The sequence below is a fragment of the Geodermatophilus sp. SYSU D00710 genome (assembly GCF_054050195.1).
On the sequence record NZ_JBJGYX010000018.1, the window covers coordinates 34,335 to 56,404 of the forward strand.

24 protein-coding genes are annotated in these 22,070 nt (G+C 76.3%); 10 read left to right on the top strand and 14 right to left on the bottom strand.

The window, feature by feature from the left end; translation table 11 throughout:
- Window positions 1-35 precede the first annotated feature (35 nt).
- The gene (locus ACI78U_RS10800; RefSeq protein WP_456875307.1) at window positions 36-1,706 is read left to right on the top strand and encodes an alpha-amylase family protein; all 1,671 of its coding nucleotides are present in this window, start codon (window positions 36-38) and stop codon (window positions 1,704-1,706) included.
- A 43-nt stretch (window positions 1,707-1,749) separates the two neighbouring features.
- A complete protein-coding gene (locus tag ACI78U_RS10805; protein WP_456875308.1) occupies window positions 1,750-2,325 on the top strand; it encodes a hypothetical protein in 576 nt (191 codons plus the stop codon).
- 10 nt (window positions 2,326-2,335) lie between these two features.
- Here ACI78U_RS10805 and ACI78U_RS10810 read toward each other — a convergent pair whose 3' ends face one another.
- The 5 genes from ACI78U_RS10810 to ACI78U_RS10830 all read right to left on the bottom strand — a co-directional run bounded on the left by ACI78U_RS10810 (window position 2,336) and on the right by ACI78U_RS10830 (window position 7,893).
- Window positions 2,336-3,076 carry a hypothetical protein gene (locus tag ACI78U_RS10810; protein ID WP_456875309.1) on the bottom strand — a complete coding sequence of 247 codons (741 nt, stop codon included), beginning with the start codon at window positions 3,074-3,076 and terminating at the stop codon, window positions 2,336-2,338.
- A gap of 67 nt (window positions 3,077-3,143) precedes the next feature.
- A complete protein-coding gene (locus ACI78U_RS10815; protein ID WP_456875310.1) occupies window positions 3,144-3,908 on the bottom strand; it encodes a sulfite exporter TauE/SafE family protein in 765 nt (254 codons plus the stop codon).
- Window positions 3,909-3,970: 62 nt separating this feature from the next.
- Window positions 3,971-4,744 carry a sulfite exporter TauE/SafE family protein gene (locus ACI78U_RS10820; RefSeq protein WP_456875311.1) on the bottom strand — a complete coding sequence of 258 codons (774 nt, stop codon included), beginning with the start codon at window positions 4,742-4,744 and terminating at the stop codon, window positions 3,971-3,973.
- A 21-nt stretch (window positions 4,745-4,765) separates the two neighbouring features.
- Complete coding sequence (locus tag ACI78U_RS10825) at window positions 4,766-5,341, bottom strand: GNAT family N-acetyltransferase (protein ID WP_456875312.1); 576 nt, start codon at window positions 5,339-5,341, stop codon at window positions 4,766-4,768.
- A complete protein-coding gene (locus tag ACI78U_RS10830) occupies window positions 5,332-7,893 on the bottom strand; it encodes a DEAD/DEAH box helicase (RefSeq protein ID WP_456875313.1) in 2,562 nt (853 codons plus the stop codon). Before ACI78U_RS10830 ends, ACI78U_RS10825 begins: the two co-directional genes overlap by 10 nt.
- A gap of 170 nt (window positions 7,894-8,063) precedes the next feature.
- On the opposite strand from ACI78U_RS10830, the gene ACI78U_RS10835 reads away from it, so the two are divergent.
- Both ACI78U_RS10835 and ACI78U_RS10840 read left to right on the top strand, forming a co-directional pair.
- Entirely contained in the window at window positions 8,064-8,201 is a 138-nt protein-coding gene (locus tag ACI78U_RS10835; RefSeq protein ID WP_456875314.1) for a hypothetical protein, read from the top strand.
- A gap of 114 nt (window positions 8,202-8,315) precedes the next feature.
- The gene (locus ACI78U_RS10840; protein ID WP_456875315.1) at window positions 8,316-9,173 is read left to right on the top strand and encodes an SDR family oxidoreductase; all 858 of its coding nucleotides are present in this window, start codon (window positions 8,316-8,318) and stop codon (window positions 9,171-9,173) included.
- Between the two features lie 80 nt (window positions 9,174-9,253).
- Here the strand turns inward: ACI78U_RS10840 and mmuM are convergent, their stop codons facing one another.
- Window positions 9,254-10,168 (bottom strand): homocysteine S-methyltransferase, encoded by a 915-nt coding sequence (gene mmuM, locus ACI78U_RS10845; protein WP_456875316.1) that lies wholly within the window; start codon window positions 10,166-10,168, stop codon window positions 9,254-9,256.
- 36 nt (window positions 10,169-10,204) lie between these two features.
- Between mmuM and arfB the strand changes: the two genes are divergently transcribed.
- On the top strand, window positions 10,205-10,645 hold the full coding sequence (gene arfB, locus ACI78U_RS10850; RefSeq protein ID WP_456875317.1) for an alternative ribosome rescue aminoacyl-tRNA hydrolase ArfB: 441 nt from the start codon (window positions 10,205-10,207) through the stop codon (window positions 10,643-10,645).
- On the opposite strand, the gene ACI78U_RS10855 is transcribed toward arfB, so the two are convergent.
- The 5 genes from ACI78U_RS10855 to ACI78U_RS10875 all read right to left on the bottom strand — a co-directional run bounded on the left by ACI78U_RS10855 (window position 10,617) and on the right by ACI78U_RS10875 (window position 14,890).
- On the bottom strand, window positions 10,617-11,834 hold the full coding sequence (locus ACI78U_RS10855; RefSeq protein WP_456875318.1) for an RNA polymerase sigma factor: 1,218 nt from the start codon (window positions 11,832-11,834) through the stop codon (window positions 10,617-10,619). The genes arfB and ACI78U_RS10855 overlap by 29 nt on opposite strands.
- 5 nt (window positions 11,835-11,839) lie before the next feature.
- A complete protein-coding gene (locus tag ACI78U_RS10860; RefSeq protein ID WP_456875319.1) occupies window positions 11,840-12,199 on the bottom strand; it encodes a YciI family protein in 360 nt (119 codons plus the stop codon).
- A gap of 82 nt (window positions 12,200-12,281) precedes the next feature.
- Window positions 12,282-12,926: an N-acetyltransferase gene (locus tag ACI78U_RS10865; RefSeq protein ID WP_456875320.1), complete on the bottom strand. Its 645-nt coding sequence runs from the start codon at window positions 12,924-12,926 to the stop codon at window positions 12,282-12,284.
- A 122-nt stretch (window positions 12,927-13,048) separates the two neighbouring features.
- Window positions 13,049-13,993 carry a DUF2382 domain-containing protein gene (locus tag ACI78U_RS10870; protein WP_456875321.1) on the bottom strand — a complete coding sequence of 315 codons (945 nt, stop codon included), beginning with the start codon at window positions 13,991-13,993 and terminating at the stop codon, window positions 13,049-13,051.
- Between the two features lie 111 nt (window positions 13,994-14,104).
- Complete coding sequence (locus ACI78U_RS10875) at window positions 14,105-14,890, bottom strand: TetR/AcrR family transcriptional regulator (RefSeq protein ID WP_456875322.1); 786 nt, start codon at window positions 14,888-14,890, stop codon at window positions 14,105-14,107.
- 267 nt (window positions 14,891-15,157) lie between these two features.
- Here ACI78U_RS10875 and ACI78U_RS10880 point away from each other — a divergent pair, with 267 nt between their 5' ends.
- Window positions 15,158-16,642, top strand: coding sequence for an aromatic amino acid lyase (locus ACI78U_RS10880; RefSeq protein WP_456875323.1), 1,485 nt, complete (start codon window positions 15,158-15,160; stop codon window positions 16,640-16,642).
- 3 nt (window positions 16,643-16,645) lie between these two features.
- On the opposite strand, the gene ACI78U_RS10885 is transcribed toward ACI78U_RS10880, so the two are convergent.
- From ACI78U_RS10885 to ACI78U_RS10895, 3 genes are all read right to left on the bottom strand, one after another.
- Window positions 16,646-17,437: a hypothetical protein gene (locus ACI78U_RS10885; RefSeq protein WP_456875324.1), complete on the bottom strand. Its 792-nt coding sequence runs from the start codon at window positions 17,435-17,437 to the stop codon at window positions 16,646-16,648.
- A gap of 80 nt (window positions 17,438-17,517) precedes the next feature.
- Window positions 17,518-18,627 (bottom strand): uroporphyrinogen-III synthase, encoded by a 1,110-nt coding sequence (locus ACI78U_RS10890; RefSeq protein ID WP_456875325.1) that lies wholly within the window; start codon window positions 18,625-18,627, stop codon window positions 17,518-17,520.
- 46 nt (window positions 18,628-18,673) lie between these two features.
- On the bottom strand, window positions 18,674-19,723 hold the full coding sequence (locus ACI78U_RS10895) for an MBL fold metallo-hydrolase (protein ID WP_456875326.1): 1,050 nt from the start codon (window positions 19,721-19,723) through the stop codon (window positions 18,674-18,676).
- A 45-nt stretch (window positions 19,724-19,768) separates the two neighbouring features.
- On the opposite strand from ACI78U_RS10895, the gene ACI78U_RS10900 reads away from it, so the two are divergent.
- The 4 genes from ACI78U_RS10900 to rplT all read left to right on the top strand — a co-directional run bounded on the left by ACI78U_RS10900 (window position 19,769) and on the right by rplT (window position 21,916).
- Window positions 19,769-20,260: a PH domain-containing protein gene (locus tag ACI78U_RS10900; protein WP_456875327.1), complete on the top strand. Its 492-nt coding sequence runs from the start codon at window positions 19,769-19,771 to the stop codon at window positions 20,258-20,260.
- Between the two features lie 339 nt (window positions 20,261-20,599).
- Window positions 20,600-21,202 (top strand): translation initiation factor IF-3, encoded by a 603-nt coding sequence (infC, locus tag ACI78U_RS10905; protein WP_456875328.1) that lies wholly within the window; start codon window positions 20,600-20,602, stop codon window positions 21,200-21,202.
- A gap of 97 nt (window positions 21,203-21,299) precedes the next feature.
- Window positions 21,300-21,494 (top strand): 50S ribosomal protein L35, encoded by a 195-nt coding sequence (gene rpmI / locus ACI78U_RS10910; RefSeq protein WP_456875329.1) that lies wholly within the window; start codon window positions 21,300-21,302, stop codon window positions 21,492-21,494.
- A 35-nt stretch (window positions 21,495-21,529) separates the two neighbouring features.
- Window positions 21,530-21,916, top strand: coding sequence for a 50S ribosomal protein L20 (gene rplT / locus ACI78U_RS10915; RefSeq protein ID WP_091367035.1), 387 nt, complete (start codon window positions 21,530-21,532; stop codon window positions 21,914-21,916).
- Window positions 21,917-22,070 lie beyond the last annotated feature (154 nt).

Consider the following 22,070-nt stretch of genomic DNA (forward strand, 5'->3'; position numbering starts at 1 on the left):
CGACGCCCCGCGACACCCGAGCCGAGGGAGCCCGCATGAGGATCACCGACACGGCCGACCTGTGGTGGAAGACGGCGGTCGTCTACTGCCTCGACGTCGAGACCTACATGGACTGGAACGGCGACGGCGTCGGCGACTTCGAGGGGCTGGCCCAGCGCATCGACCACCTGGCCGACCTCGGCGTCACCTGCCTGTGGCTGATGCCCTTCTACCCGACCGCCGAGCGCGACGACGGCTACGACATCACCGACTTCTACGGCGTCGACCCGCGCCTGGGCACGCACGGCGACCTGGTCGAGCTGATCCGCACCGCGAACGACCGCGGCATCCGGGTGATCGCCGACCTGGTGGTCAACCACACCTCGATCCGGCACCCGTGGTTCGAGCAGGGCCGGCAGGCCCGGGACGCACCGTTCCACGACTTCTACGTCTGGCGCGACGACGAGCCGCCCGACACCTCCGACCAGGTGGTCTTCCCCGACCAGGAGGAGTCGACCTGGACCCACAACGAGCCGACGGGCGAGTGGTACCTGCACCGGTTCTACAAGGAGCAGCCCGACCTCGACGTCACCAACCCGCGGGTGCGGGACGAGGTCGCCAAGATCATGGGGTACTGGCTGCAGCTGGGCCTGTCGGGCTTCCGCGTCGACGCCGTCCCCTTCTTCCTGGAGACCGAGGGCGGGGACCCGGACGAGTTCCCCGAGCCGCACGACTACCTGCGGGCGCTGCGGTCCTTCCTCGGCCGGCGCACCGGCAGCGGGGTCCTGCTCGGCGAGGTGAACCTGCCGCACGAGCAGCAGCGGGAGTTCTTCGGCGGCGACGAGGGCGACGAGCTGACCATGCTGTTCGACTTCGTCGGCATGCAGGCCACGTACCTGTCACTGGCCCGCGGCGACGCCGGCCCCCTGGTGCGGGCGCTCACCGCCCGGCCCTCGCTCAACCCCGACAGCCAGTGGGCGACCTTCGTCCGCAACCACGACGAGCTCACCCTCGACAAGCTCTCCGAGGACGAGCGCAAGGAGGTCTTCGCCGCCTTCGGGCCCGAGGAGCGGATGCAGGTCTACGGCCGCGGCCTGCGCCGCCGGCTGCCGCCCATGCTCGACGGCGACCCGCGCCGGGTGAGGATGGTCTACAGCCTGCTGTTCTCCCTGCCCGGCACGCCGGTGCTCTTCTACGGCGAGGAGATCGGGATGGGGGAGGACCTCGACGCCGAGGGCCGGCTCGCCGTCCGCACGCCGATGCAGTGGACGTCGGGCCGCAACGGCGGGTTCTCCTCCGCCGAGCCCGACCGGCTGCCCGGCCCGGTGGTCAGCGGCGGGTTCGCGCCGGAGTTCGTCAACGTCGCCGACCAGCGCCGCGACCCCGACTCGCTGCTGTCGTTCGTCAAGCTGCTGGTCCGCCGCTACCGCGAGTCCCCCGAGCTGGGCTGGGGGTCGTTCCGGGTGCTCGAGCAGCCGCACCGCGAGGTGCTGGCCCACCTCTGCGCGTGGGACGACGGCACGACGCTGGCGGTGCACAACCTCGGCCCCGAGCCGCGGACCGTGCCGCTCGTGCTGGAGGGCTGCGACGCGTCCTCCCGGTTGGAGGACCTGCTGGAGACCCGGACGACGCCGATCGGTGACGGCGGCGCGGTCGAGCTGACCCTCGACGGCTACGGGTACCGCTGGCTGCGGCTGGTCACCGAGGGGAGCCGCCGCCTGCCCTGACCCGGGCGGTGCCGCGCGACGGCGGCCCCTAGCCTGAGCGGCGATGACCGAGCCCAGCGTCCCTCCCGCCGTCCCTCCGGCCGTTCCCTCGGCCACCGCGCCGCCGACCGCACCGGTTCCCACGGGCGCCACCGCGGCGACCGCCGTGCCCGCCGCCGGACCCGCCGTCCCGCCGGACGGGTCGCTCCCGCCCGGGCAGCGGCCCACCGGTCCGCTGCCCGGCCGCCCCCCGGCGCCGCCCGCGCCGTCCGCGGTGCCGTCCCCGGCCCACCGGCGGACCAGCCCGATGACCCGGATGGGCCCGTGGGCGCCGGTCGCCGGCGCCGCGCTGGGCCTGGTCGCGGGTCTGCTCGCCGCGCTGCTGCTGGCCGGCCGCGCCGACGCCTTCGCCGAGGAACTCGCGCTGGTGCTGCTCGTCGTCGGGCTGACGCTGCTCGGCGCGGCCGGGGTGCTGCTGGCCGACGAGGTGCGGCTGGTCCGCCGCGGCACCCGGGAGGCCGGCGTCCGCCCGTCCTGGGTCGAGGCCACGGCGGGGCTGGTCAACGGGCTCACGCCGGCGCGGCTGCTGCTGGCCACCTCGGCGTTCGTGCTGTTCCTGGCCGCCTACACCGGCCGCTGAACGGGTCCGCCTAGGCGACGGTGTCGGGGTCGCGCAGGGTCGCGGGGTCCAGCCGGCCCTCGACGATGTCGTCGGCGACGTCGTCGACCACCCGGCCGGTGGCGAAGGCGTGCGCGCGCAGCACCGTCAGGGTGTCGACGACGTCGAGGCCCAGCGCGACCGTGGCCACGCCGGTGGCCTGCCACACCCGGCTGCGGCGGCGGGCGTCGGGGGAGTCCCACCACCGGGCGCCCTCGTCGGCCGGCGCCGCCCCGGACGAGCGCACCATCTCCTCGGTCAGCACCAGCAGCGCGGCCTCGACGTCGTCGCGCGGCACGGACGTGAGGGTCTCCAGCTCGCGCGCGTAGAGGTCGACGATCACCGTCGGCCCCAGCGGCGGCGCCAGCGGCAGCGAGAACACCGCCCGGAAGGGCGTCTCGCCCAGCAGCGCGGTGTGCAGCTCGGGCCAGTTGCGGTTGATGTCCTCGATGTCGAAGACGATCGCCTGACCGGTGTCGTGGGCGCGCAGGCACGGGCCGTCGCCGGCGGTGAACTGCAGCTGCTCGGCGTGCGAGGTCGTGCGGTCGCTGGCGCCGATCGGCGTCCGCAGACCCGCGCCCTCGTGGATGCTCAGCGCGGCGCCGTCGACCCCGACCGCCTGGGCGAACGCCCGGGCCAGCCGCGAGGGCGCCATCTCCGGGCCGGTCTCGTCCTGGGTCGCGGGCTCCTGCAGCGCCTGGAGGAACCGTCCCGCCGCGTCGTTGCTCGTCACCGTCTGCCGTCCTCCTTCTCCGCCGTCCACCATCGTGCCCCAACCCCCGCGGCACCACCCGGGGGCCTCAGCGGTAGGCGTCCACCGCCAGCACCACCGCCAGGCCCAGCCCGGCCAGGCCGATCAGGCGGCGCAGCAGGGCCTGCGGCGCGCGGCGCACCACCCGCGGTCCCAGCCGGCCGCCGACCAGGCAGCCCAGGGCCAGCGGGAGCACCGCGCTCCACACCACGGGGGCGAGCACCACGAAGCCGACGGCGGCCACCGCGTTGGCCACCCCCAGGACGACGTTCTTGAACGCGTTGCTGCGCGGCAGACCCTCGCCGGTGCCCAGCAGGAACAGCGCCAGCAGCAGCACGCCGGCCGCGGCGCCGAAGTAGCCGCCGTAGACGGCCACCAGCGCCGTCCCGGCGACCAGCCACCACGGGTCACGGCGTCGGTGCCGGCGCGCTCCCTCGGCGGCCAGCTCGCGCGGCGGGCGCTGCAGCACGATGGCCAGCGCCGCCCCGCCGATCAGCACCGGCACCAGCCGCTCGAACGCCTCGGCCGGCGTGACCAGCAGCAGCCCCGCACCCGCGGCCCCGCCGAGCACCCCGGCGGCGACCAGGGGCAGCATCCGGCGGCCCTGCCCGGACAGCTCCGGCCGCGAGGCGCTCACCGACCCGACGCTGGTGAGCACCAGCGCCACGGTGTTCGTGACGTTGGCGGTCACCGGCGGCAGCCCGGTGGCCAGCAGCGCCGGGTAGCTGACCAGCGAGGCGAGCCCGGCGATGCTCCCCGACAGGCCCGCGCCGATCCCCGCCAGCACCAGCAGGAGCCACTCGAGGACGCTCACGGGCGTCGGGGTCGGCGGGCGGGCATCGGGACGAGCCTGTCACGGCGGCCGGCGCACGCTCCTCACCGGGCCAGCAGCACGCCGACCGCGACCGCGCCGAGCACGACGATCGCCGCCCGCAGCACCGCCTGCGGCAGCCGCCGGCCGTAGCGCGCCCCGAGCGGCCCGCCCGCCGCGGAGCCGGCCGCGACGAGCGCCGCGGCCGTCCAGTGCACCCGGTCGGTGGCCACGACGACGTAGACCAGCGCCGCCACCGCGTTGACCGTCGAGCTCAGCACGTTCTTCAGCGCGTTGAGCCGCTGCAGCGGCTCGGCCAGCAGCAGGCCGAACAGGCCCACCTGGAGCACGCCCTGGCTGGCGGCGAAGTAGCCCCCGTAGCTGCCGGTCGCGTACGCGGCGGCGACCAGCCCGGCCAGCCGCGGCCCGCGCGGGGGAGCGTCCGGTGCCGGCTGCCGGGCCGCCAGCCGGCGGGTCAGCAGCGGCTGCACCGCGACCAGCACCACGGCCAGCCCGACCAGCGCCGGCACCACCGCCTCGAACGCCGCCGCCGGCAGGTGCAGCAGCAGGACCGCGCCGGTGAGCGCGCCCAGCGCCGAGGCCGGCACCAGCCGCAGCAGCAGCCCGCGCTGCCCGGCCAGCTCCCGCCGGTAGCCCACCGCGCCGCCGACGCTGCCGGGCACCAGCCCGAGGCTGTTGGAGATGCTCGCCGTCACCGGCGGCAGGCCGGTGGCGAGCAGGACGGGGAAGGTCACCAGCGTCCCCGAGCCGACGACGGCGTTGATCGCGCCCGCGGCCAGTCCCGCGGCGGCGACCGCGAGCGCCTCCAGCGGGGTCACGCGGTCACCGCCGCCGGGCCGTCACGCCAGGCCGGTGACCGCGGCGAGCAGGGCGTCGTCGAGCGGACGGTCGGCGTAGACCAGCCGGACGGCGTCGGGGTCGGGGTTGCCGGCGTCCGGGCCGCGCCAGGCCGGCGTCAGCCCGGCCCGCTCGGCCCGCGCCCGGGAGCGCTCGAGCAGGTAGGCGACCACCGGGCGGTCCGGAGCGACGGCGTGCGCGGCGTCCAGCGCGGCGGTCACGAGCTCGGCGGCCAGGCCGTGGCCCCACGCGGGCGGGGTGAGGCGGTAGGAGAGGTTCCACCACGAGGTGCCGGGCGGGCAGGCGCAGCCGCCGGTTCCCACCACCTGGCCCGGCCGCAGCGCCGGCACGTCGGCGTCCTCGCGCAGGCGGGCGGTCCAGTAGCCGAGCCCGGCGTGCGCCCAGTCCGCCAGGGAGTGCCCGATCCGGGTGGCGACCTGCTCGCGCGAGGTGACCCGGCCCGAGGGCAGGTGCGCCCAGGTACTGGGATCGGACAGCAGCGCGTGGTGCTCCTCGAGGTCGTCCGGGACGACGGCGTCCAGCCGCAGCCGCGGGGTGGTGACCGGCCTCAGGTCCACGCGTCGTCCCGCCGGCCGGCGCCCACGACCCGCAGCACGAGCTCGCCGGCCTCGTCGGAGGCGCCGAGGTCGACCTCGGCGTCGATGCCCCAGTCGTGGTCGCCGGCCGGGTCGTCGACGATCTGCCGCACCCGCCAGAGCCCCGGCGTGCTGCGGTCCCACACCAGCAGGCCGGGCCCGCGGGCGTCGGCGCCGGTGCCCACCTCGTCGTGCTCGGCGAAGTAGTCCCGAACCACCTCGCCCCAGCGCTCGGCGTCCCAGCCCGCGCCCGAGTCGAGCTCGCCCAGGTCGTACCAGCGGCGCCGGGCCCACAGCTGCACCCGGGAGAACAGCGCGTTGCGGACCATCGCGGTGAACGCCCGCTCGTTGCCGGTGAGCGGCCGCGCCCGGGCCGGGACGGCCACCGGCTCGTCGAGGGGCTGGTCGGGGCTGGTCAGCTGCTCCCACTCGTCGAGCAGCGACGAGTCGACCTGCCGGACCAGCTCGCCGAGCCACTCGACGACGTCGGTGACCTCCTCGGTGCGCGCCGCGGCCGGGACGCCGGAGCGTAGCGCCTTCACCGCGTCGGACAGGTAGCGCAGCACCGCGCCCTCGGAGCGGGTGAGGCCGTAGACCGAGACGAACTCCCGGAAGGTCATCGCCCGCTCCCACATCTCGCGGACTATCGCCTTCGGCGACGGGTGCGCGTCGCGGGCCCACGGGTTGCTGCGCACGTAGACGTCGAAGGCGTGCTCGAGGAGCTCCTCCAGCGGCTTCGGGTACGTGACGTCCTCGAGCAGCTCGATGCGCTCCTCGTACTCGATGCCCTCGGCCTTCATCTGCGCGACCGCCTCGCCGCGGGCCTTGTTCGCCTGCGCGGCCAGCACCTGCCGCGGGTCGTCGAGGGTGGCCTCGAGGACGCTGACGACGTCGAGGGCGAAGGCGTCCGAGTCGGGGTCGAGCAGCTCGACGGCGGCCAGCGCGAACGTCGACAGCGGCTGGTTGAGGGCGAAGTCCGGGGGCAGGTCGACCGTCAGCCGGTAGCGCCGGCCGTCCGGCTCGGGCTCGTCGAGCCGTTCCAGGACGCCGGCCTGCAGCAGCGAGCGGGCGATCCCGATCGCCTCGCGGACGTGCCGCAGCTGCCGCTTGCGTGGCTCGTGGTTGTCGGTGAGCAGGCGGCGCATCGCCGCGACGGGGTCGCCGGGCCGGTCGACGACGTCGAGCAGCATCGCCGTCGACACCCGGAAGGAGCTCGACAGTGGCTCCGGCTCGGCGGCGACCAGGCGCTCCATGGTCGCCTTCGACCAGGGCACCATCCCCTCGGGCGCCTTCTTCCGCACCAGCTTGCGGCGCTTCTTGGGGTCGTCGGCGACCTTGGCGAACTGCCGCAGGTTCTCCACCTCGTGCTCGGGGGCCTGCACGACGACGGTGCCCGCGGTGTCGTAGCCCGCGCGGCCGGCCCGCCCGGCGATCTGGTGGAACTCGCGGGCGTTGAGCAGCCGGGTGCGGGTGCCGTCGTACTTGCTCAGCGCGGAGAACACGACGGTGCGGATGGGCACGTTGATGCCGACGCCGAGGGTGTCGGTGCCGCAGATGACCTTGAGCAGGCCGGCCTGCGCGAGGGTCTCCACCAGCCGCCGGTACCGCGGCAGCATCCCGGCGTGGTGGACGCCGATGCCGTGGCGCACCAGCCGGGAGAGCGTCTGCCCGAACGCCGAGGTGAACCGGAACCCGCCGATCGCCGCGGCGATGGCCGCCTTCTCCTCCTTCGAGGAGACGTTGACGCTCATCAGCGCCTGCGCCCGCTCCAGCGCCTGGGCCTGGGTGAAGTGGACGACGTACACCGGCGCCTGCCGGGTGTCGAGCAGCTCCTGGATCGTCTCGTGCGCGGGCGTCGTCGCGTACCAGTGGTGCAGCGGGACCGGCCGCTCGGCGGAGGCGACCAGCGCGGTGGGGCGGCCGGTGCGGCGGGTGAGGTCCTCGCGCAGCCGGGTGGTGTCGCCCAGCGTCGCGCTCATCAGCAGGAACTGCGCGCGGGGCAGCTCCAGCAGCGGCACCTGCCAGGCCCAGCCCCGGTCGGGGTCGCCGTAGAAGTGGAACTCGTCCATGACGACCAGGCCGACGTCGGCGTCGGTGCCCTCGCGCAGCGCCACGTTGGCGAGGATCTCGGCGGTGCAGGCGATGACCGGGGCGCCGGCGTTGACGCTCGCGTCGCCGGTGAGCATGCCGACGTTGGCCGCGCCGAAGACGCCGCACAGCGCGAAGAACTTCTCACTGACCAGGGCCTTGATCGGCGCGGTGTAGAAGCTGCGCCGTCCGGCGGCCAGGGCCGCGTACTGCGCGCCGGTGGCCACCAGCGACTTGCCCGACCCGGTCGGCGTCGCCAGGACGACGTTGGCGCCGCTGACCAGCTCGATCAGGGCCTCCTCCTGGTGCGGGTACAGCGGCGTGCCGCCGTCCTCGGCCCACGCGGCGAAGGAGGTGAACAGCTCGTCGGCGTCGTCGCCGCGCGCCCGCAGCGCCGAGAGGTCGCCGGGGTCGTCGAGCAGGGGGAGCGGAGCCGTCGCGGTCATCGTGGGGACAGCGTGCCCGACGGCCGCGGCCTTCCCGCCGGGGCTCCCGGACAGGGCCCTCGGGTGGGGTTCGGGGTCACGAAACGGTAACGACCGGTGCAGATCGGGTGTGAGGTGGCCGACTCGGGGAGAGTAGGTGAACAATGGGTTAACGGGAGGTGGATGCAACCATGCGAGTCGAGGAACGACCCCTGATCCGGTGGGTGCCCGTCGTGGACCGGCACGGTCACCGGCACATGGAGATGCGCTGGGACGCCGTCGCGCTCGGCGCGCCGGCCGAGGCCCCGCGGCTGGGCAAGACGGCCTGACGGCCGGTCGGGTTCTGCCGCCGGGTGTGCGGGTAGGCGGACGGCGACGCGGTACGGGGGAGACCACCCCGTCCACCGCGCGCCGCCCGCCTGTCCGCGCACCGAGGAGCACCCGTGTCGTCACCCCGCCCCGAGTCCCAGCCCGAACAGCAGCAGACCCCGCCCGGCACGCTGGGCGAGATGGACCCGAAGCCCGACCACGGCGAGGAGACCTACCGCGGGTCGGGGAAGCTGACCGGCAAGGCCGCCGTGGTCACCGGCGGCGACAGCGGCATCGGCCGCGCGGTCGCGATCGCCTTCGCCCGCGAGGGCGCCGACGTCCTGATCAGCTACCTCAGCGAGCACGAGGACGCCGAGGACACGAAGAAGTACGTCGAGGAGGCCGGCCGCACGTGCGTGCTGGTGCCCGGTGACATCTCCGACCGGGCGCACGCGAAGACGATCATCCCGAAGGCGGTCGAGGCGTTCGGCAAGGTCGACGTCCTGGTCAACAACGCCGCGTTCCAGATGAGCCACGACTCGCTGGAGGAGGTCCCCGACGAGGAGTGGGACCACACCCTCGCGACGAACCTGACGGCGATGTTCGTGCTCTGCAAGGACGCGATCCCGCACATGCCCTCGGGCGGGTCGATCATCAACTCGTCGTCGGTGAACTCCGACATGCCGAGCCCGAGCCTCGCGCCCTACGCGATGACCAAGGCCGCCATCGCCAACTTCACCGCGAGCCTGGCGCAGATGTACGCCGAGAAGGGCATCCGGGCCAACAGCGTGGCGCCCGGGCCGGTGTGGACGCCGCTGATCCCCTCGACCATGCCCGAGGAGAAGGTGGCCAGCTTCGGCCAGCAGGTGCCGATGGGCCGCGCCGGGCAGCCGGCCGAGCTCGCGCCGGTGTACGTGCTGCTGGCCAGCGACGAGGCGTCCTACGTCTCCGGCGCCCGGGTCGCGGTCACCGGCGGCAACCCGATCCTGTAGCGCCGCGCCCGCGACGATCAGGGTCCCTGATCCCCGGGCGTCCTCCCTCACGTCCCACCGTGGGGGAGGACGCCGCACGATCAGGGACCCTGATCGTGGCGCAGCGCCCCCGCGAGCCCCGCGATCCCGGCCGGGCCGACCCGGCAGCAGCCGCCCACCAGCCGCGCGCCGGCCGCCACCCACCCCGGGACGGCGGCCGGGTCGACCCCGCCGGTGCCGGTCCAGCGCCGCGCCACGGCGTCCCAGCCCTCGCCGCTGTTCGGATAGGCCACCAGCGGCAGCCCCGCGCCCGCCGCGGCCCGCAGCGCCGCCGGCACGCCCGCCGGGTCGGTGCAGTTCACCCCGACGGCGACCACGGCGCCCACCCCGCGCGCCATGCCGAACACCTCCGCCGCCGGCTCCCCGCGCCGGGTGCGTGCGACGCCGTCGCCGTCGACCACCGTGGTCAGCGACAGCCACACCGGCACGCCCAGGGCCTCGGCCTCGGCCAGCAGCGCCTCGGCCTCGGCCGCCGCGGGCACCGTCTCGCAGGCCAGGACGTCGGCCCCGGCCTCGGCGAGCGTGGCCATCCGCGGCCGGTGGAACGTCCGCAGCCGGGCGACGCCGACCTCGTCCGCGTAGGCGCCGGTGTACTCGGAGCCGTCGGCGAGTGCGGCGCCGTAGGGCCCCACCGAGCCGGCCACCCAGGACTCCGGCGCCCCACGCCGCGCGAGCTCCACCGAACGGGCCACCAGCGTCAGCGCCTCCGCGCGGTCGAGGCCGGCGGCGGCGAACCCCTCGACGGTCGCCTGGTAGCTCGCCGTCGTCGCCACCTGCGCGCCGGCGGCGGCGAACGCGGCGTGCGCGGCCACGACGGCGTCCGGGTCGTCGCGCAGCAGCCGTGCCGACCACAGCGCCGAGGACACGTCGTGCCCGCGCGCCTCGAGCTCGGTGGACAGCCCGCCGTCGAGCAGGACCGGACCGGCGGCCAGCGCGTCCGGCAGGGGGGTGGTCACCGCACCATCCTGCGCCCACCCGGCAGACTGGACGGCGTGCCCGCTGCCGACGACGCCGCCGGTGACCTCCCGGTCACCGGCTCCCTCGTCGTCCCCGCGGCGGCGCTGTCGTGGCGGTTCTCCCGCTCGTCGGGCCCCGGCGGACAGGGCGTCAACACGGCCGACTCGCGGGTGGAGCTGTCGCTGTCGCCGCTGGAGCTGCCCGCGCTGACCGACGCGCAGCGCGACCGGCTGGCCCGGCGGCTGGCCGGCCGGCTGGCCGACGGCGTGCTGACCGTCACCGCGAGCGAGCACCGGCAGCAGCTGCGCAACCGGCAGGCCGCGCGCGAGCGGCTGGCCGCGGTGCTGCGCGCCGCCCTGGCCCCGCCGCCGCCCGCCCGCCGTCGCACCACGCCGACCCGCGGCTCGCAGGAGCGGCGCATCCAGGCGAAGAAGCAGCGCGGCGAGCTCAAGCGGTCCCGCCGCCGGTGGGACTGACCTCCGCCCGGCGGCGCTCCAGGAACGCCCGCTCGGTGGCGTTGCCGGCCAGCGCGATCGCCTCGCCGTAGGCCGCGGCCGCCTCGGCGTCCCGGCCCAGGCGGCGCAGCAGGTCGGCCCGGACGGCGGGCAGCAGGTGGTGGCGCGGCAGGTCGAGCGCGTCGGCCAGCGCCAGCCCCGCGGCGGGCCCGTCGACCTCGGCCACCGCCACGGCACGGTGCAGCGCCACGACCGGCGAGGGGGCCAGCGCCACGAGCAGGTCGTAGAGCGCGACGACCTGCCGCCAGTCGGTCGGCGGGTCGCTGTGCACGGCCTGGATCGCGGCCTGCACCTGGTAGGGCCCGGGCGCGTCCCGGCGCAGGCAGCGCCGCACCAGCTCCTGCCCCTCGGCGACCAGGCCGGCGTCCCAGCGCCGCCGGTCCTGCTCGGCCAGTGGCACCAGCTCCCCGGACGCCGACACCCGCGCGGGCCGGCGGGACTCCACCAGCAGCATGAGCGCGAGCAGGCCCAGGGCCTCGGGCTCGTCGGGCATCAGCTCGACCAGCGCCCGCCCCAGCCGGATCGCCTCGGCGCACAGGTCGGTGCGGACGAGCTCCGGCCCGGCGCTGGCGGTGTGCCCCTCGGTGAAGACCAGGTAGACCACGGCGAGCACGCCCGCGAGTCGGTCGGGGAGGTCGGCCTCGGCGGGCACCCGGTAGGGGATCCGGGCGTCGCGGATCTTCGCCTTCGCCCGCACCAGGCGCTGGGCCATCGTCGCCTCGGGGACGAGGAAGGCGTGCGCGATCTCGGCGGTGGTCAGCCCGCCGACCAGCCGCAGCGTCAGCGCGACGCGGGCGGCGGGCGCCAGCGCGGGGTGGCAGCAGGTGAACAGCATGCGCAGCCGGTCGTCGCGCACGGCGCCCTCCTCGGGCGGGGGACCGGGGTGGTGCAGGAGCGCCGCGGCGCGGTGGCGGTCGGCCCGGCTCGCCTCGCGGCGCAGCCGGTCGATCGCCCGGTTCCGCGCGGTGGTGACGATCCACCCGGCCGGGCTGGGCGGTACGCCGTCGGCCGGCCAGCGCTGCACGGCGGTGGCGAAGGCGTCCTGGACCGCCTCCTCGGCGGCGTCGATGTCGCCGAGGAGGCGGGTGAGGACGGCGACCGCGCGTCCGTAGGACTCGCGGAACACCGCCTCGACGTCCGGGGCGGGCATACCGCTCAGGGGCGGCCCGAGCCGTCGTGGAACGGCCGCACCTCGATGGGCAGGGTGGTCGCGGCGACCAGGCGCCGGCCCCACTCCAGCGCGGCGTCGAGGTCCGGCACGTCGATCACGGAGAAGCCGCCGACGTGCTCCTTGCCCTCGGCGAACGGCCCGTCGACGACCAGCACGTCCCCGTCCCGGGGTCGCAGGGTCGTCGCGACCGCCGGCGGGAGCAGGCCACCGCCGAACACCCAGCAGCCGGCGTCGACCATCGCCCGGTGCACCGCGTCGGTGTCCCGCACGATCGGCTCCAGGACCTCGGGCGGGGGCGGGGTCCCGTCCCCGGGCTGGACCACGGTGAGCAGGTAGTGCGGCATGGGATCTCCTCGGGTGGGCGGCCGGCACCGTACCGGCCCTGCACCTCCTGTACGAACGAGGCAGCCCCGGATCGACAGCGTCCTACAGCTCGGGCATCGGGACGCCGGGCGGGCGGACGGCGACCCACAGCGGCAGCGCGCCGTCGGCCGAGCGCGTCGCCTGCACCACCTCGAACCCCAGCCCGCGGGCGAAGCGCACCACCGCCCACGCGGGGGCGACCAGCGCGGCCGGGACGCCGTCGCGGTCGCAGCGGGCCAGCACCGGCGCGAGCACCGCGCCGCCGAGGCCTCGACGGCGGGACCGCGGGCGGGTGGCGAGTGCGCGCAGCCGCCAGTGCGGCCCGTCCGGCAGCACCGCGGCGAGCGCGGCGTCGGTGGCCGCGACGGCGCCGGCGCGGTCGGCGTGCAGCCGCGGCACCTCGCGGTCCAGCGCCGCCGCGACGTCCCGCGGCAGCGGGGCGGCGGCTCCCTCGGGGGCCTGCCAGGAGGCGACGGCGTCGGCGTCCGCGCTGACCCAGGTGGTGCCGGTGGCCACCCCGCGGTGGGCGTCGAGCTCGGCGAGCCGGGTCAGCCGCTGCGTGCGCCCGTCGGCCGGCAGCGCCCAGCGCACCCAGCGCGACTCCGCCAGCGCCACGGTCAGGGTGACCGCGATCCGCGGCACGTCGCGCGGCTCGGCCGGCCGGACCACGGGGACGCCGACGTGCACGGTCGGCCCGGGCTCGCTCATGCCGCCATGACACCACGGGGACGGCGGCCGGGCCCGGACACGGCGACGGGGCCGGCCCGTGGTGGGCCGGCCCCGTCGGGGTGCTGCTGTGGTTCCGTGGCGGCCCCGGCAGGGGCCCGGCCTCAGCGGCCGATCTTGCCGTCGTTGTCGCGGTCGAGGGCGTCCTTGGCCTTCTGCACGAAGCCGCGCTCGTCCCGCCCGGTGGTCCCGGTCGTGGTGCCGGTGCCCGCGACGCCGGTGGTGCCGCCGTCGACCTCGATCTCCTCCTTGCGCACCTGCTCGGTGACCTGCTGCTGCTCGGTCACCGTCTGGGTGTCCAGGCGGACCCGCTCGACCGGGGTGGCCTCCTTGGACACCACGGGGCGCTCGGCGTGCAGGACGACCTCGTGCTCCTCCTCGGAGATGGCCGGCCCGTCCATCGCCTTGCCGTAGTTGGCGTCGGTGATGGGCTCGCGCTCGACCCGGACCTCCTCGTGGGAGACCGGCACGGTCTGGGACACGTTCTCGGTGACCACGTACTTGCGCAGCCGCGCCCGGCCGGCCTCGACCCGCTGGGTGCCCACGTTGAGGTGCTCCTCGGAGCGGGTCATCGCGGTGTCGGTGGTCGGGCCGGAGGTGTCGTGGCCCACGGTGCCACGGGTCTCGAGGTCGTCGCGGATGCCGTCGCGGTCCCGGTCCACACCGAGGCCGGCGGTCCCGGTCGTGGTGCCGGTCGTCGTGCCCGTGGTCATGGCCTGGCCGGTCGTGGTGCCCGCGGTGCCCACGCCGTAGTACCGGTACAGCTCCTGCTCCTCCTGCGGGGACAGGTGGCCGTCGGTGTCGATGCGCGGCGCGTCCTTGATCTTCGCCTTGTCGTACGGGAAGCGGACCTGGTTGCCGCTGACCTCGGCCTGCGCCAGCGGGACGAAGGTCTCCTTGGTGCCGAACAGGCCGGTGTTCACCGTGGCCCACTCCGGGCGGCCGGTCTCGTCGTCGAGGTAGACCTCGCCGATCTTGCCGATCTTGCCGCCGTCGTTGTCGATGGCGGTGGTGCCGATGACGGTGCTGATCTGCTGTTCGGTGATCACGTGCACTCCTCACGGGTGGGGATCAGGTACGGCCGGCTCCCTCAGGCGTCCGGATGCCGGGGTCAGCGGGCCACGACAGCCATGCCCCGGCGCTTTACGACGTAAACCCGTTCACCCGGAGTTCTCGCCGGGGACACGTCCCTCGGCCCGCACCGACGCCAGCCGCTCGAGCAGGTTCTCGAGCGACTCCTCGAACTCCGCCGCGGACTCGTCCCGGGACAGCAGCTCCTCCAGCTCGACCACCAGCGGGTACTCGCTCAGGTCGGTACCGGTGCCCGGGACGCCCTCCGGGGCGTCCTCCGCGTTGATCTGTACCCCCTTCTGGGACACCTCCAACAACAGGTGCCCGAGCAGGAAGCTGGAGTAGGCGCGGTAGGCCGCCACCGCCGCCTCGGCGCTGAACCCGTTGTCGGTCAGCACCGTGAGGAAGGACTCGATCCAGCGCAGGCTGCGCAGCGGGGGGCGGATCCACGGGGCCGCCGGGGGCCGGGTGGCGACCAGCGGGAACACCTCCGGGTGGGCGAGGGCGATCCGCCGCACGCCGTGGGCCAGGCGCTGGAGGTAGTCCTGCCAGCCGTGCGCGGCGTGCAGGTGCACCTCCGGGTCGCCGTAGAGCTCGTCGACGACGGTCTCGACGACGCCGTCGAGCAGCTGCTCGCGGCCGGGCACGTAGCGGTAGAGGGCCATGGCCTCGACGCCGAGGTGCGCGCCCAGGCGGCGCATGGTGAGCGCGGCCAGGCCGTGCCGGTCGATGTACTCGAGGGCGGCGCCGAGGATGCGCCGGCGGTCGAGCCCCGTCCGGCCGGTGACCGGGGGACCCGCGGGCACGACGATCCTGCTCCCCTCCGGGGAGTCGCGGTCGGGGCGCCACATCGGGATGGTGTCCTCGCCGTCCACGTGCACCTCCCGCCGCCTCGTGTCCCGGGCCCCCGTGGCACCGGGTGTCATCCTCCTCGCGCAGCGTCCGCACCGGGGTCGGTGCCCGCGCGGCGGTCCTCCGGAACGCGCCGTGACGGTCGTCGTCAGCACGCGGTGTGCCCACGTCGCGGCCCGTCGGCGCCCGCGGCCCCGGTACGTGCACGGAGCGCGCACGGTCGCCGGGCGCCCGATCCACCCCGCCGGAGCCGCCCCGACCGTAGGCTCGGCCCGCCCCGGGAGGCGCCCATGACCGTCGTGCGGATCAGCACAGCGCCGGTGTCGGTCGACGACCTGCTCGCCGTCGTCGACGGCGCCCGGGTGGAGCTGGACCGGCCGGCGCTCGACCGCGTCGCCGCCGCGCGGGCCGTGGTCGACGACGCCCTCGTCGCCGGCACCGCCGTCTACGGCCTGACCACCCAGGTCGGCCACCTGCGCGACACCCGGCTGACGGCGGAGGAGATCCACCGCGAGCAGCAGTTCCTCGTCCTGTCGCACGCCGGCGGGATCGGGCCGCCGCTGCCGGTGCCCGTGGTGCGCGCCGCCCTCGCCGTGCGGCTGGCCGGCATCGCCCGCGGCGGGTCGGGTGCCTCGCCGGCGGTCGCCGAGACGCTGACGGCGATGCTGAACGCCGGGGTCCACCCGGTCGTGCCGGGGACCGGCTCGGTCGGTGCGGCCGACATCGGGCAGATGGCCGGGATGGCGCAGGTCGCCGTCGGGCTGGGCCGGGCCGAGTACCAGGGGCAGGTGCTGGCCGGCGGGGAGGCGCTGCGGCGGGCCGGGATCGCGCCGCTGGTCCTCGCCGGCAAGGACGGGCTGGCCCTGATCTCGGCCAACGGGGTGTCGGTGGGCCAGGCGGCGCTGGTGGTCGCCCGGGCGGCGCGCGCCGCGGAGGCCGCCGACGTCGCGGCGGCGGTGTCGATGGAGGCGACGCGGGCCAACCCCTCGGTCCTGCACCCCGCCGTCGGCCGGGCCAAGCCGGTCCCCGGGCAGGTCGCCGCCGCCGACCACCTCCGGCACCTGCTGGCCGGCAGTGCGCTGCTCGGGCCCGACGGCGCCGCGTCGGTGCAGGACGCGCTGTCCTTCCGGGTCGTCCCGCAGGTCCACGGGGCGCTCCGCGAGTACGTCACCGCCCTGCGCACGGCGGTGGAGACCGAGCTGGCCGCCGCGGCGGACAACCCGCTGGTGTCGGTCGAGGACGGCACGCTGCTCAGCAACGGCAACTTCCACCCGATGGTGCTCGCCATCGCCGCCGACGCGCTGCGCATCGCGCTCGCGCAGGTCGGCCAGCTCAGCGAACGCCGGCTGGGCCACCTGTGGGCGGCGTTCTTCGGCCAGATGACCGGCCCGCCGTCCTCGGCGGCGTACGGCCTGGCGCTGCGCTACCCCGCGGCCGCCGTCATGTCCGAGCTCCAGCAGCTGGCCGCGCCCGCCACCCTGGACACCCCGCCGCTCGACCTGGGCATCGAGGACCACGCCACCGGCGCCCCGGTGAGCGTCCGCAAGGCCGACGCCGCGCTCGGCCTGCTCGAGGACGTCCTCGCCGTCGAGCTCCTGCTGGCCTCCGACGTCCTCGCGACGGCGCCGGCCCGGGCCGCCCTGGGCGCGGGGACGTCGGTCGCGGTGGAGCTGGTCGCGGAGACGGTCGCCGCGGCCGAGCCGTACCCCGACGCCGTCCACCGGGCGCTGCGCGCGCGCTTCCCCGGTCCCGCGCGCGCGGGCACCGGCTCCTGAGGATCAGGCGAGGTCGGCCAGGGCGGCGGCGACCGCCTGGTCGCGGACGAAGTCCAGCGCCAGCAGCCGGTGCACCAGCACGCCGCGGCGGGTCAGCCGCAGGTCGGCCGGGCGCAGCCGCGGCAGGGCGGCACCGCCCGGGCGCGGGGTGGCCGGCGGCGGGTCGAGCAGGCCCCCGCGCTGCAGGTCGCCGAGGTCCTCCAGGGCTCCCCAGGCGGTCCAGCCGCGCGGGTCCTGCGGCACCGGCGTCATCGGCAGCGGGGCGCGCTCGCGCCGGCCGACGGCGGCCAGCAGCACCAGCTGACGTCCGGTGAGGGCGCCGGCCAGGGACAGGCCGCGGGCGACGACGGCGGCGTCGAGGTCGGGGGAGACGGCCGCCTCGGCGAGCAGGTAGCCCAGGTGCCGCACCCGCCACTCCTCGGTCGCTGCCCGCGCGGCCAGCACCACCGCCTCGCCGATCTCGTCGGCCGGCGCGCGGCCGCCGGGCCCGGGGGCGAGGAAGCCGTCGGTGCGCACCGCCCGGCCCTGCGCGGCGCGGGTCACCGACAGCTCGGCGGCGAAGGCCAGCGCGGCGCCCGCCCGGCAGCGGGCGCGGGAGGAGACGGGTGCGGACGGGTCGGCGTCGGCCGCGGCCGCGGTGCGGCGCAGCCACGCCGCCAGCCCGCCGTCCAGGCGCACCCGGGCCGAGCCGTCGTCGAAGACCAGGCCGGCCGCCGTGCGCGCCATCGAGCCGGCCACCAGCTCGCCGGCCTCCACGAGGGCCCGTCCCGGTGCCGTGTCCGTGTGCTCAGCCACGGCGACGATCATCGCCCGCCGCGCTCCCCGCCGTCGGCCGGGGAGTTCCTCCCCTCCCCACAGCGGGGCAGTCGGCCTGGTCAGCCTTCCAGGCGGTGCCCGTCCTCGACGGTCTCGACCAGGCCCGGCCCGAGCGCCGAGCGGAGCCGCGCCAGCGCCGGTGCGACCGCGCCGCCGTCCGGCAGTGCCCGCGCCAGGTCGGCGTCGGCCACCACGGCACCCGGGTGCGCGGCCAGCGCCCGCAGCACCGCCAGCGGACCGGGCGGCAGCTCCACCAGCCGGCCGCCGACCACGGCGGCGTGCCCGCGCACCTGCAGGTCGGTGCCGCCGGCCCGCAGCACCGGGTCGCGCGCGGGCAGCCGGGCCACGACCTCGCGGGCCAGCGCGCCCAGCCGCGCCCGCTCGGGCTGCACGGTGCTGACGCCGGCGGTCTCCAGCGGCCCTGCCGTCACCGGGCCGACGGCGACCGGCAGCACCCGGTCGCGCAGCGCGGCCACGAGGTCCGCGCGCCGGCCCAGCCCGTCGGCCACCGACAGCAGCGCGGCCGCGGCCGGGGCGCTGGTGAAGGTCACCGCGTCGACCTCGCGTGCGGCCACCGCGCCGACCAGCCGGTGCAGCGGCGCGAGGTCCGCGGGCAGCACCCAGCGGTAGACCGGCACGGTGAGCACCTCGGCGCCGGCGGCGCGCAGTGCCGCGACGAACCCGTGCAGCGGGTCGCCGTGTAGCTGGACGGCGACCCGGCGCCCGGCCAGCGGGCCCTCGGCGCCCGACAGCAGGTGGTCGAGCACCTCGTCCGACGACTCCGACGCCGGCGACCACGCGTCGACCAGCCCGCCGCCGCGGATGGCGCCGCGGGCCTTGGGACCGCGGGCGAGCACCCGGGCGCCGCGCAGGTGCTCCACCAGCGGCAGGCCCCGGCCCGCGGCCGCCTCCAGCCACCCGCGGAAGCCCACGCCGGTGGTGGCCACGACGAGGTCGACCGGTGCGGCCAGCACGGCCACGGTGGCGGCGGCCAGCTCGGCGTCGTCGGCCAGCGGCACGATCCGGATGGCCGGCGCGTACACGACCCGCGCGCCGCGGCGCTCGAGCAGCGCGCCGAGCTCCTCCCGGCGCCGCTCGGCGGTGACGGCGACGGTGTAGCCCGCCAGCGGGGCCGGGCCGGTCGGGTCGGCGTCGGGGAGCGCGGTCACCCGACCATGGTGCGCGGCCGCCGGGGCCCGCGGCGCCCGGGCCCGGTCAGCGCGGCCGCGCAGCCGTCCAGGTGGGCACCGGCCCGCCGTCGCCCACCACCAGGCCGCGGCTGGCCAGCAGCCGCAGGTGGGCATCGGTCTCGGTGACGGCGAAGATCCGCATCCGCCGCGCGTACTCCGACCACGGCCGCGACCAGGTCAGGTGCGCGGCCAGCTGCCACGGGGTGCTGCCCGGGTGCGCGCGCACGGCGGCCAGCAGCTCGCCCAGCCGCCGCTCGTGGTGGGCGCACAGCTCCTCTGCCCGCTCGGCCAGCCCGCGGAAGCGCCACTCGTGCCCGGGCAGCACCTCGGCGGCCGGCTGCGCGGTGACCGCCTCCAGCGAGCCGAGGTAGTCGCGCAGCGGGTCGGCGGCCCCGCCCGGGTGGGTCGACACGTTCGGGCTGATCCGCGGGAGCACGTGGTCGCCGGAGAAGAACAGGCCGCCGTCCTCGTCGGCGAAGCACAGGTGCCCGGGGGTGTGCCCGGGCGTGTGCACGGCGCGCAGCGACCAACCGGGCAGGTCGGCGCGGTCGCCGTCCTCGAGCAGCCGGTCGGGCCGGGCGAGCCATCGCCACCGCACCCGCTGCTCGGCCGTCCCGGCGTCGGCGCGGGCGTCGGCCTCGGGCGCGCCGAGGTCGACGAGGAAGGCCACCTCGCGCTCGATCGAGGTCTCGGGGGAGCGCTCGCGCAGCGTGGCCAGCGCCGCCGCGTCGGCCGGGTGCATGGCGATCCACGCGCCGGAGGCCTCGCGCACCCGCGCGGCCAGCCCCACGTGGTCGAGGTGCATGTGGGTGACCAGGACGCCGCGCACGTCGGAGACGCCGGCGCCCAGGCCGGCCAGCCCCGCGCACAGCGCCGCCCAGCTGTCGTCGGCGTCCCAGCCGGTGTCGACCAGGCCGAGGCCGCCGCCGGCGAGCTCCAGCACGTAGGCGTTCACCCACCGCAGCGGGCCGCCCATGGGCACCGGCACCGACCACAGCCCCGGGCGCACCCGCTCGACCGCGGGCACGGTCCGCTCGCGCCACGCCGTCCGCTGCGCCTGCCCGGTCACCTCCACGCCCGGGCACTCTGCCAGCCACCTCCCGGCGCGGGGGCTGGGACCATGAGGGACGTGCCGACGACGCCCGCCGCCGTGACCGCCGTGCCGCGCCGCCTGCGCCTGATGTGCGGGATCGCCGCCGCGCTGGTCGTGGGCGTCATGACGGTCGTGGCCGTGCTGCTGACGTCGTCGTCGACCGGGGTGATCACGTTCGGCCTGGTCGACCAGGTGGCCATCGCCGGCCTCGGGCTGTTCGTCGGCGCCGCCGTCCTGCTCGCCGGCGCCTCGCGGGTCGACGCCGACGCCGCCGGGGTGCGGGTGCGCAACGTGCTCGTCCGACACGAGCTGCCGTGGGAGGCGGTCCGGGCGGTGCGCTTCGACCGGCACTCGTCCTGGGCCTCCCTGGAGCTGGCCAACGGCGACGAGGTCGCCGTGCTCGCCGTGCAGGCGGTCGACCGCCGGCGGGCCCTGGACGCCGTCGACGGGCTCCGGGCACTGCTGGCCGCGCACCAGGCGCAGCAGCCCGCGAGGCCCCCGCTCCTCTACGACGACTGACAAAGGACCTCCCTGGCCCAGGACGGCGGCGGGGGAGGGAATGACCGGCGTCCTCGCGACGCTGTAGCATGGGCACGCCTCCCCGCTACACGAGGCGCGTGAACCACCATCCAGCGGCCCTGCCCCGGGCCGCTGACCAAGAGGAGCCCGCTCCCACCTGGCGCCGTCGAGGTGCCCAGGTCCCGGTTCGCGGAGGACCGCCCCACCCCGGGCCGGTCCCTCGCGACGTGCACGGCCCGGCGACGGGTCCCGTGCCGCACCGGCGAGACGGGCCCTGTGAGCACACCGCTCACGGGGCCCGAGTCCTTCCCGGTGCCGGATGGGCGCGACTCCTCCCGTGTGAAGAGCAGAGGAGAGGCCATCACCGAGCCCCGTATCAACGACCGTATCCGCGTCCCCGAGGTCCGCCTGGTCGGGCCCGAGGGCGAGCAGGTCGGCATCGTGCCGATCGGCGAGGCGCTGCGACTGGCGCAGGACTCCGAGCTGGACCTCGTCGAGGTCGCGCCGATGGCCCGTCCGCCGGTCGTCAAGCTGATGGACTACGGGAAGTTCAAGTACGAGTCCGCGCAGAAGGCCCGCGAGGCCCGGCGGAACCAGGCGCTCACCGTCATCAAGGAGATGCGGCTGCGCCTGAAGATCGACCCGCACGACTACGAGACCAAGAAGGGCCACGTCGAGCGCTTCCTGCGGAGCGGCGACAAGGTCAAGATCACCGTGATGTTCCGCGGTCGCGAGCAGTCGCGGCCCGAGATGGGCTACCGACTGCTGCAGCGGCTGGCCGCCGACGTCGCCGAGCTCGGCGTCGTCGAGTCCAACCCGAAGCAGGACGGCCGCAACATGGTCATGGTGATCGCCCCGCACCGGAACCAGGCCGCCACCGACGGCGCCCGGCGCCAGGCGAAGGCCGACCGGGCCGCCGAGGGACAGACCCCGACGGCCTGAGGCCACGCAGGACCGCACCACCGAGACGGCCGGCGCCGTCGCGGCAGTCCCGTGCTGCCGCGCGGCGCCGACAACCACGAACGAGGACGACGAGGACATGCCGAAGCAGAAGACCCACAAGGGCACCGCCAAGCGGGTGCGCGTGACGGGCACCGGCAAGCTCATGCGCGAGCAGGCCAACAACCAGCACAAGTTCGAGCACAAGTCCTCGCGGCGCAAGCGCCGGCTGGAGAAGGACCAGGTCCTGAGCCCGGCCGACTCGAAGACCCTCAAGAAGCTGCTGGGCATCTGAGCCCCCGCCTCCCGTAACCAGTAAGGAGTTCTCACGTGGCACGCGTGAAGCGGGCGGTCAACGCCCAGAAGAAGCGCCGCACCGTCCTGGAGGCCGCCAGCGGCTACCGCGGTCAGCGCTCGCGCCTGTACCGCAAGGCCAAGGAGCAGATCCTCCACTCGGCCACCTACAACTACCGCGACCGCAAGGTGCGCAAGGGTGACTTCCGCAAGCTGTGGATCACCCGCATCAACGCCGCGGCGCGGCAGAACGACATGACCTACAACCGGTTCATGCAGGGCCTCAAGCTGGCCGGCATCGAGCTCGACCGCCGCGTGCTCGCCGAGCTCGCGGTCAACGAGCCGGCCGCCTTCGCCGCGCTGGTGGAGACCGCCCGCGCCGCCGTCGCCGCGGCTCCGGCCGGCGGCGAGCAGGCCGCCTGAGGCAGGGCCGTACCGGCACCACGTGACGCCGCCGGCGTCCGGTCCCTCGGGGCCGGCGCCGGCGGCGTCGCCGTGTGTGGGCACGCTCCTCGACGGCGCGAGATCGGCGGTCTCGTGGCGATCAGCGGCCGATGGCCACGAGACCGCCGATCTC

Bases quoted from the DNA above. Each gene is read 5' to 3' on its own strand.
- ACI78U_RS10800 (WP_456875307.1), top strand. From the start codon at position 36: ATGAGGATCACCGACACGGCCGACCTGTGGTGGAAGACGGCGGTCGTC.
- ACI78U_RS10805 (WP_456875308.1), top strand. From the start codon at position 1,750: ATGACCGAGCCCAGCGTCCCTCCCGCCGTCCCTCCGGCCGTTCCCTCG.
- ACI78U_RS10830 (WP_456875313.1), bottom strand. From the start codon at position 7,893: ATGACCGCGACGGCTCCGCTCCCCCTGCTCGACGACCCCGGCGACCTC.
- ACI78U_RS10835 (WP_456875314.1), top strand. From the start codon at position 8,064: ATGCGAGTCGAGGAACGACCCCTGATCCGGTGGGTGCCCGTCGTGGAC.
- ACI78U_RS10855 (WP_456875318.1), bottom strand. From the start codon at position 11,834: ATGCCCGCCCCGGACGTCGAGGCGGTGTTCCGCGAGTCCTACGGACGC.
- ACI78U_RS10860 (WP_456875319.1), bottom strand. From the start codon at position 12,199: ATGCCGCACTACCTGCTCACCGTGGTCCAGCCCGGGGACGGGACCCCG.
- ACI78U_RS10865 (WP_456875320.1), bottom strand. From the start codon at position 12,926: ATGAGCGAGCCCGGGCCGACCGTGCACGTCGGCGTCCCCGTGGTCCGG.
- ACI78U_RS10880 (WP_456875323.1), top strand. From the start codon at position 15,158: ATGACCGTCGTGCGGATCAGCACAGCGCCGGTGTCGGTCGACGACCTG.
- ACI78U_RS10900 (WP_456875327.1), top strand. From the start codon at position 19,769: ATGAGGGACGTGCCGACGACGCCCGCCGCCGTGACCGCCGTGCCGCGC.
- rpmI (WP_456875329.1), top strand. From the start codon at position 21,300: ATGCCGAAGCAGAAGACCCACAAGGGCACCGCCAAGCGGGTGCGCGTG.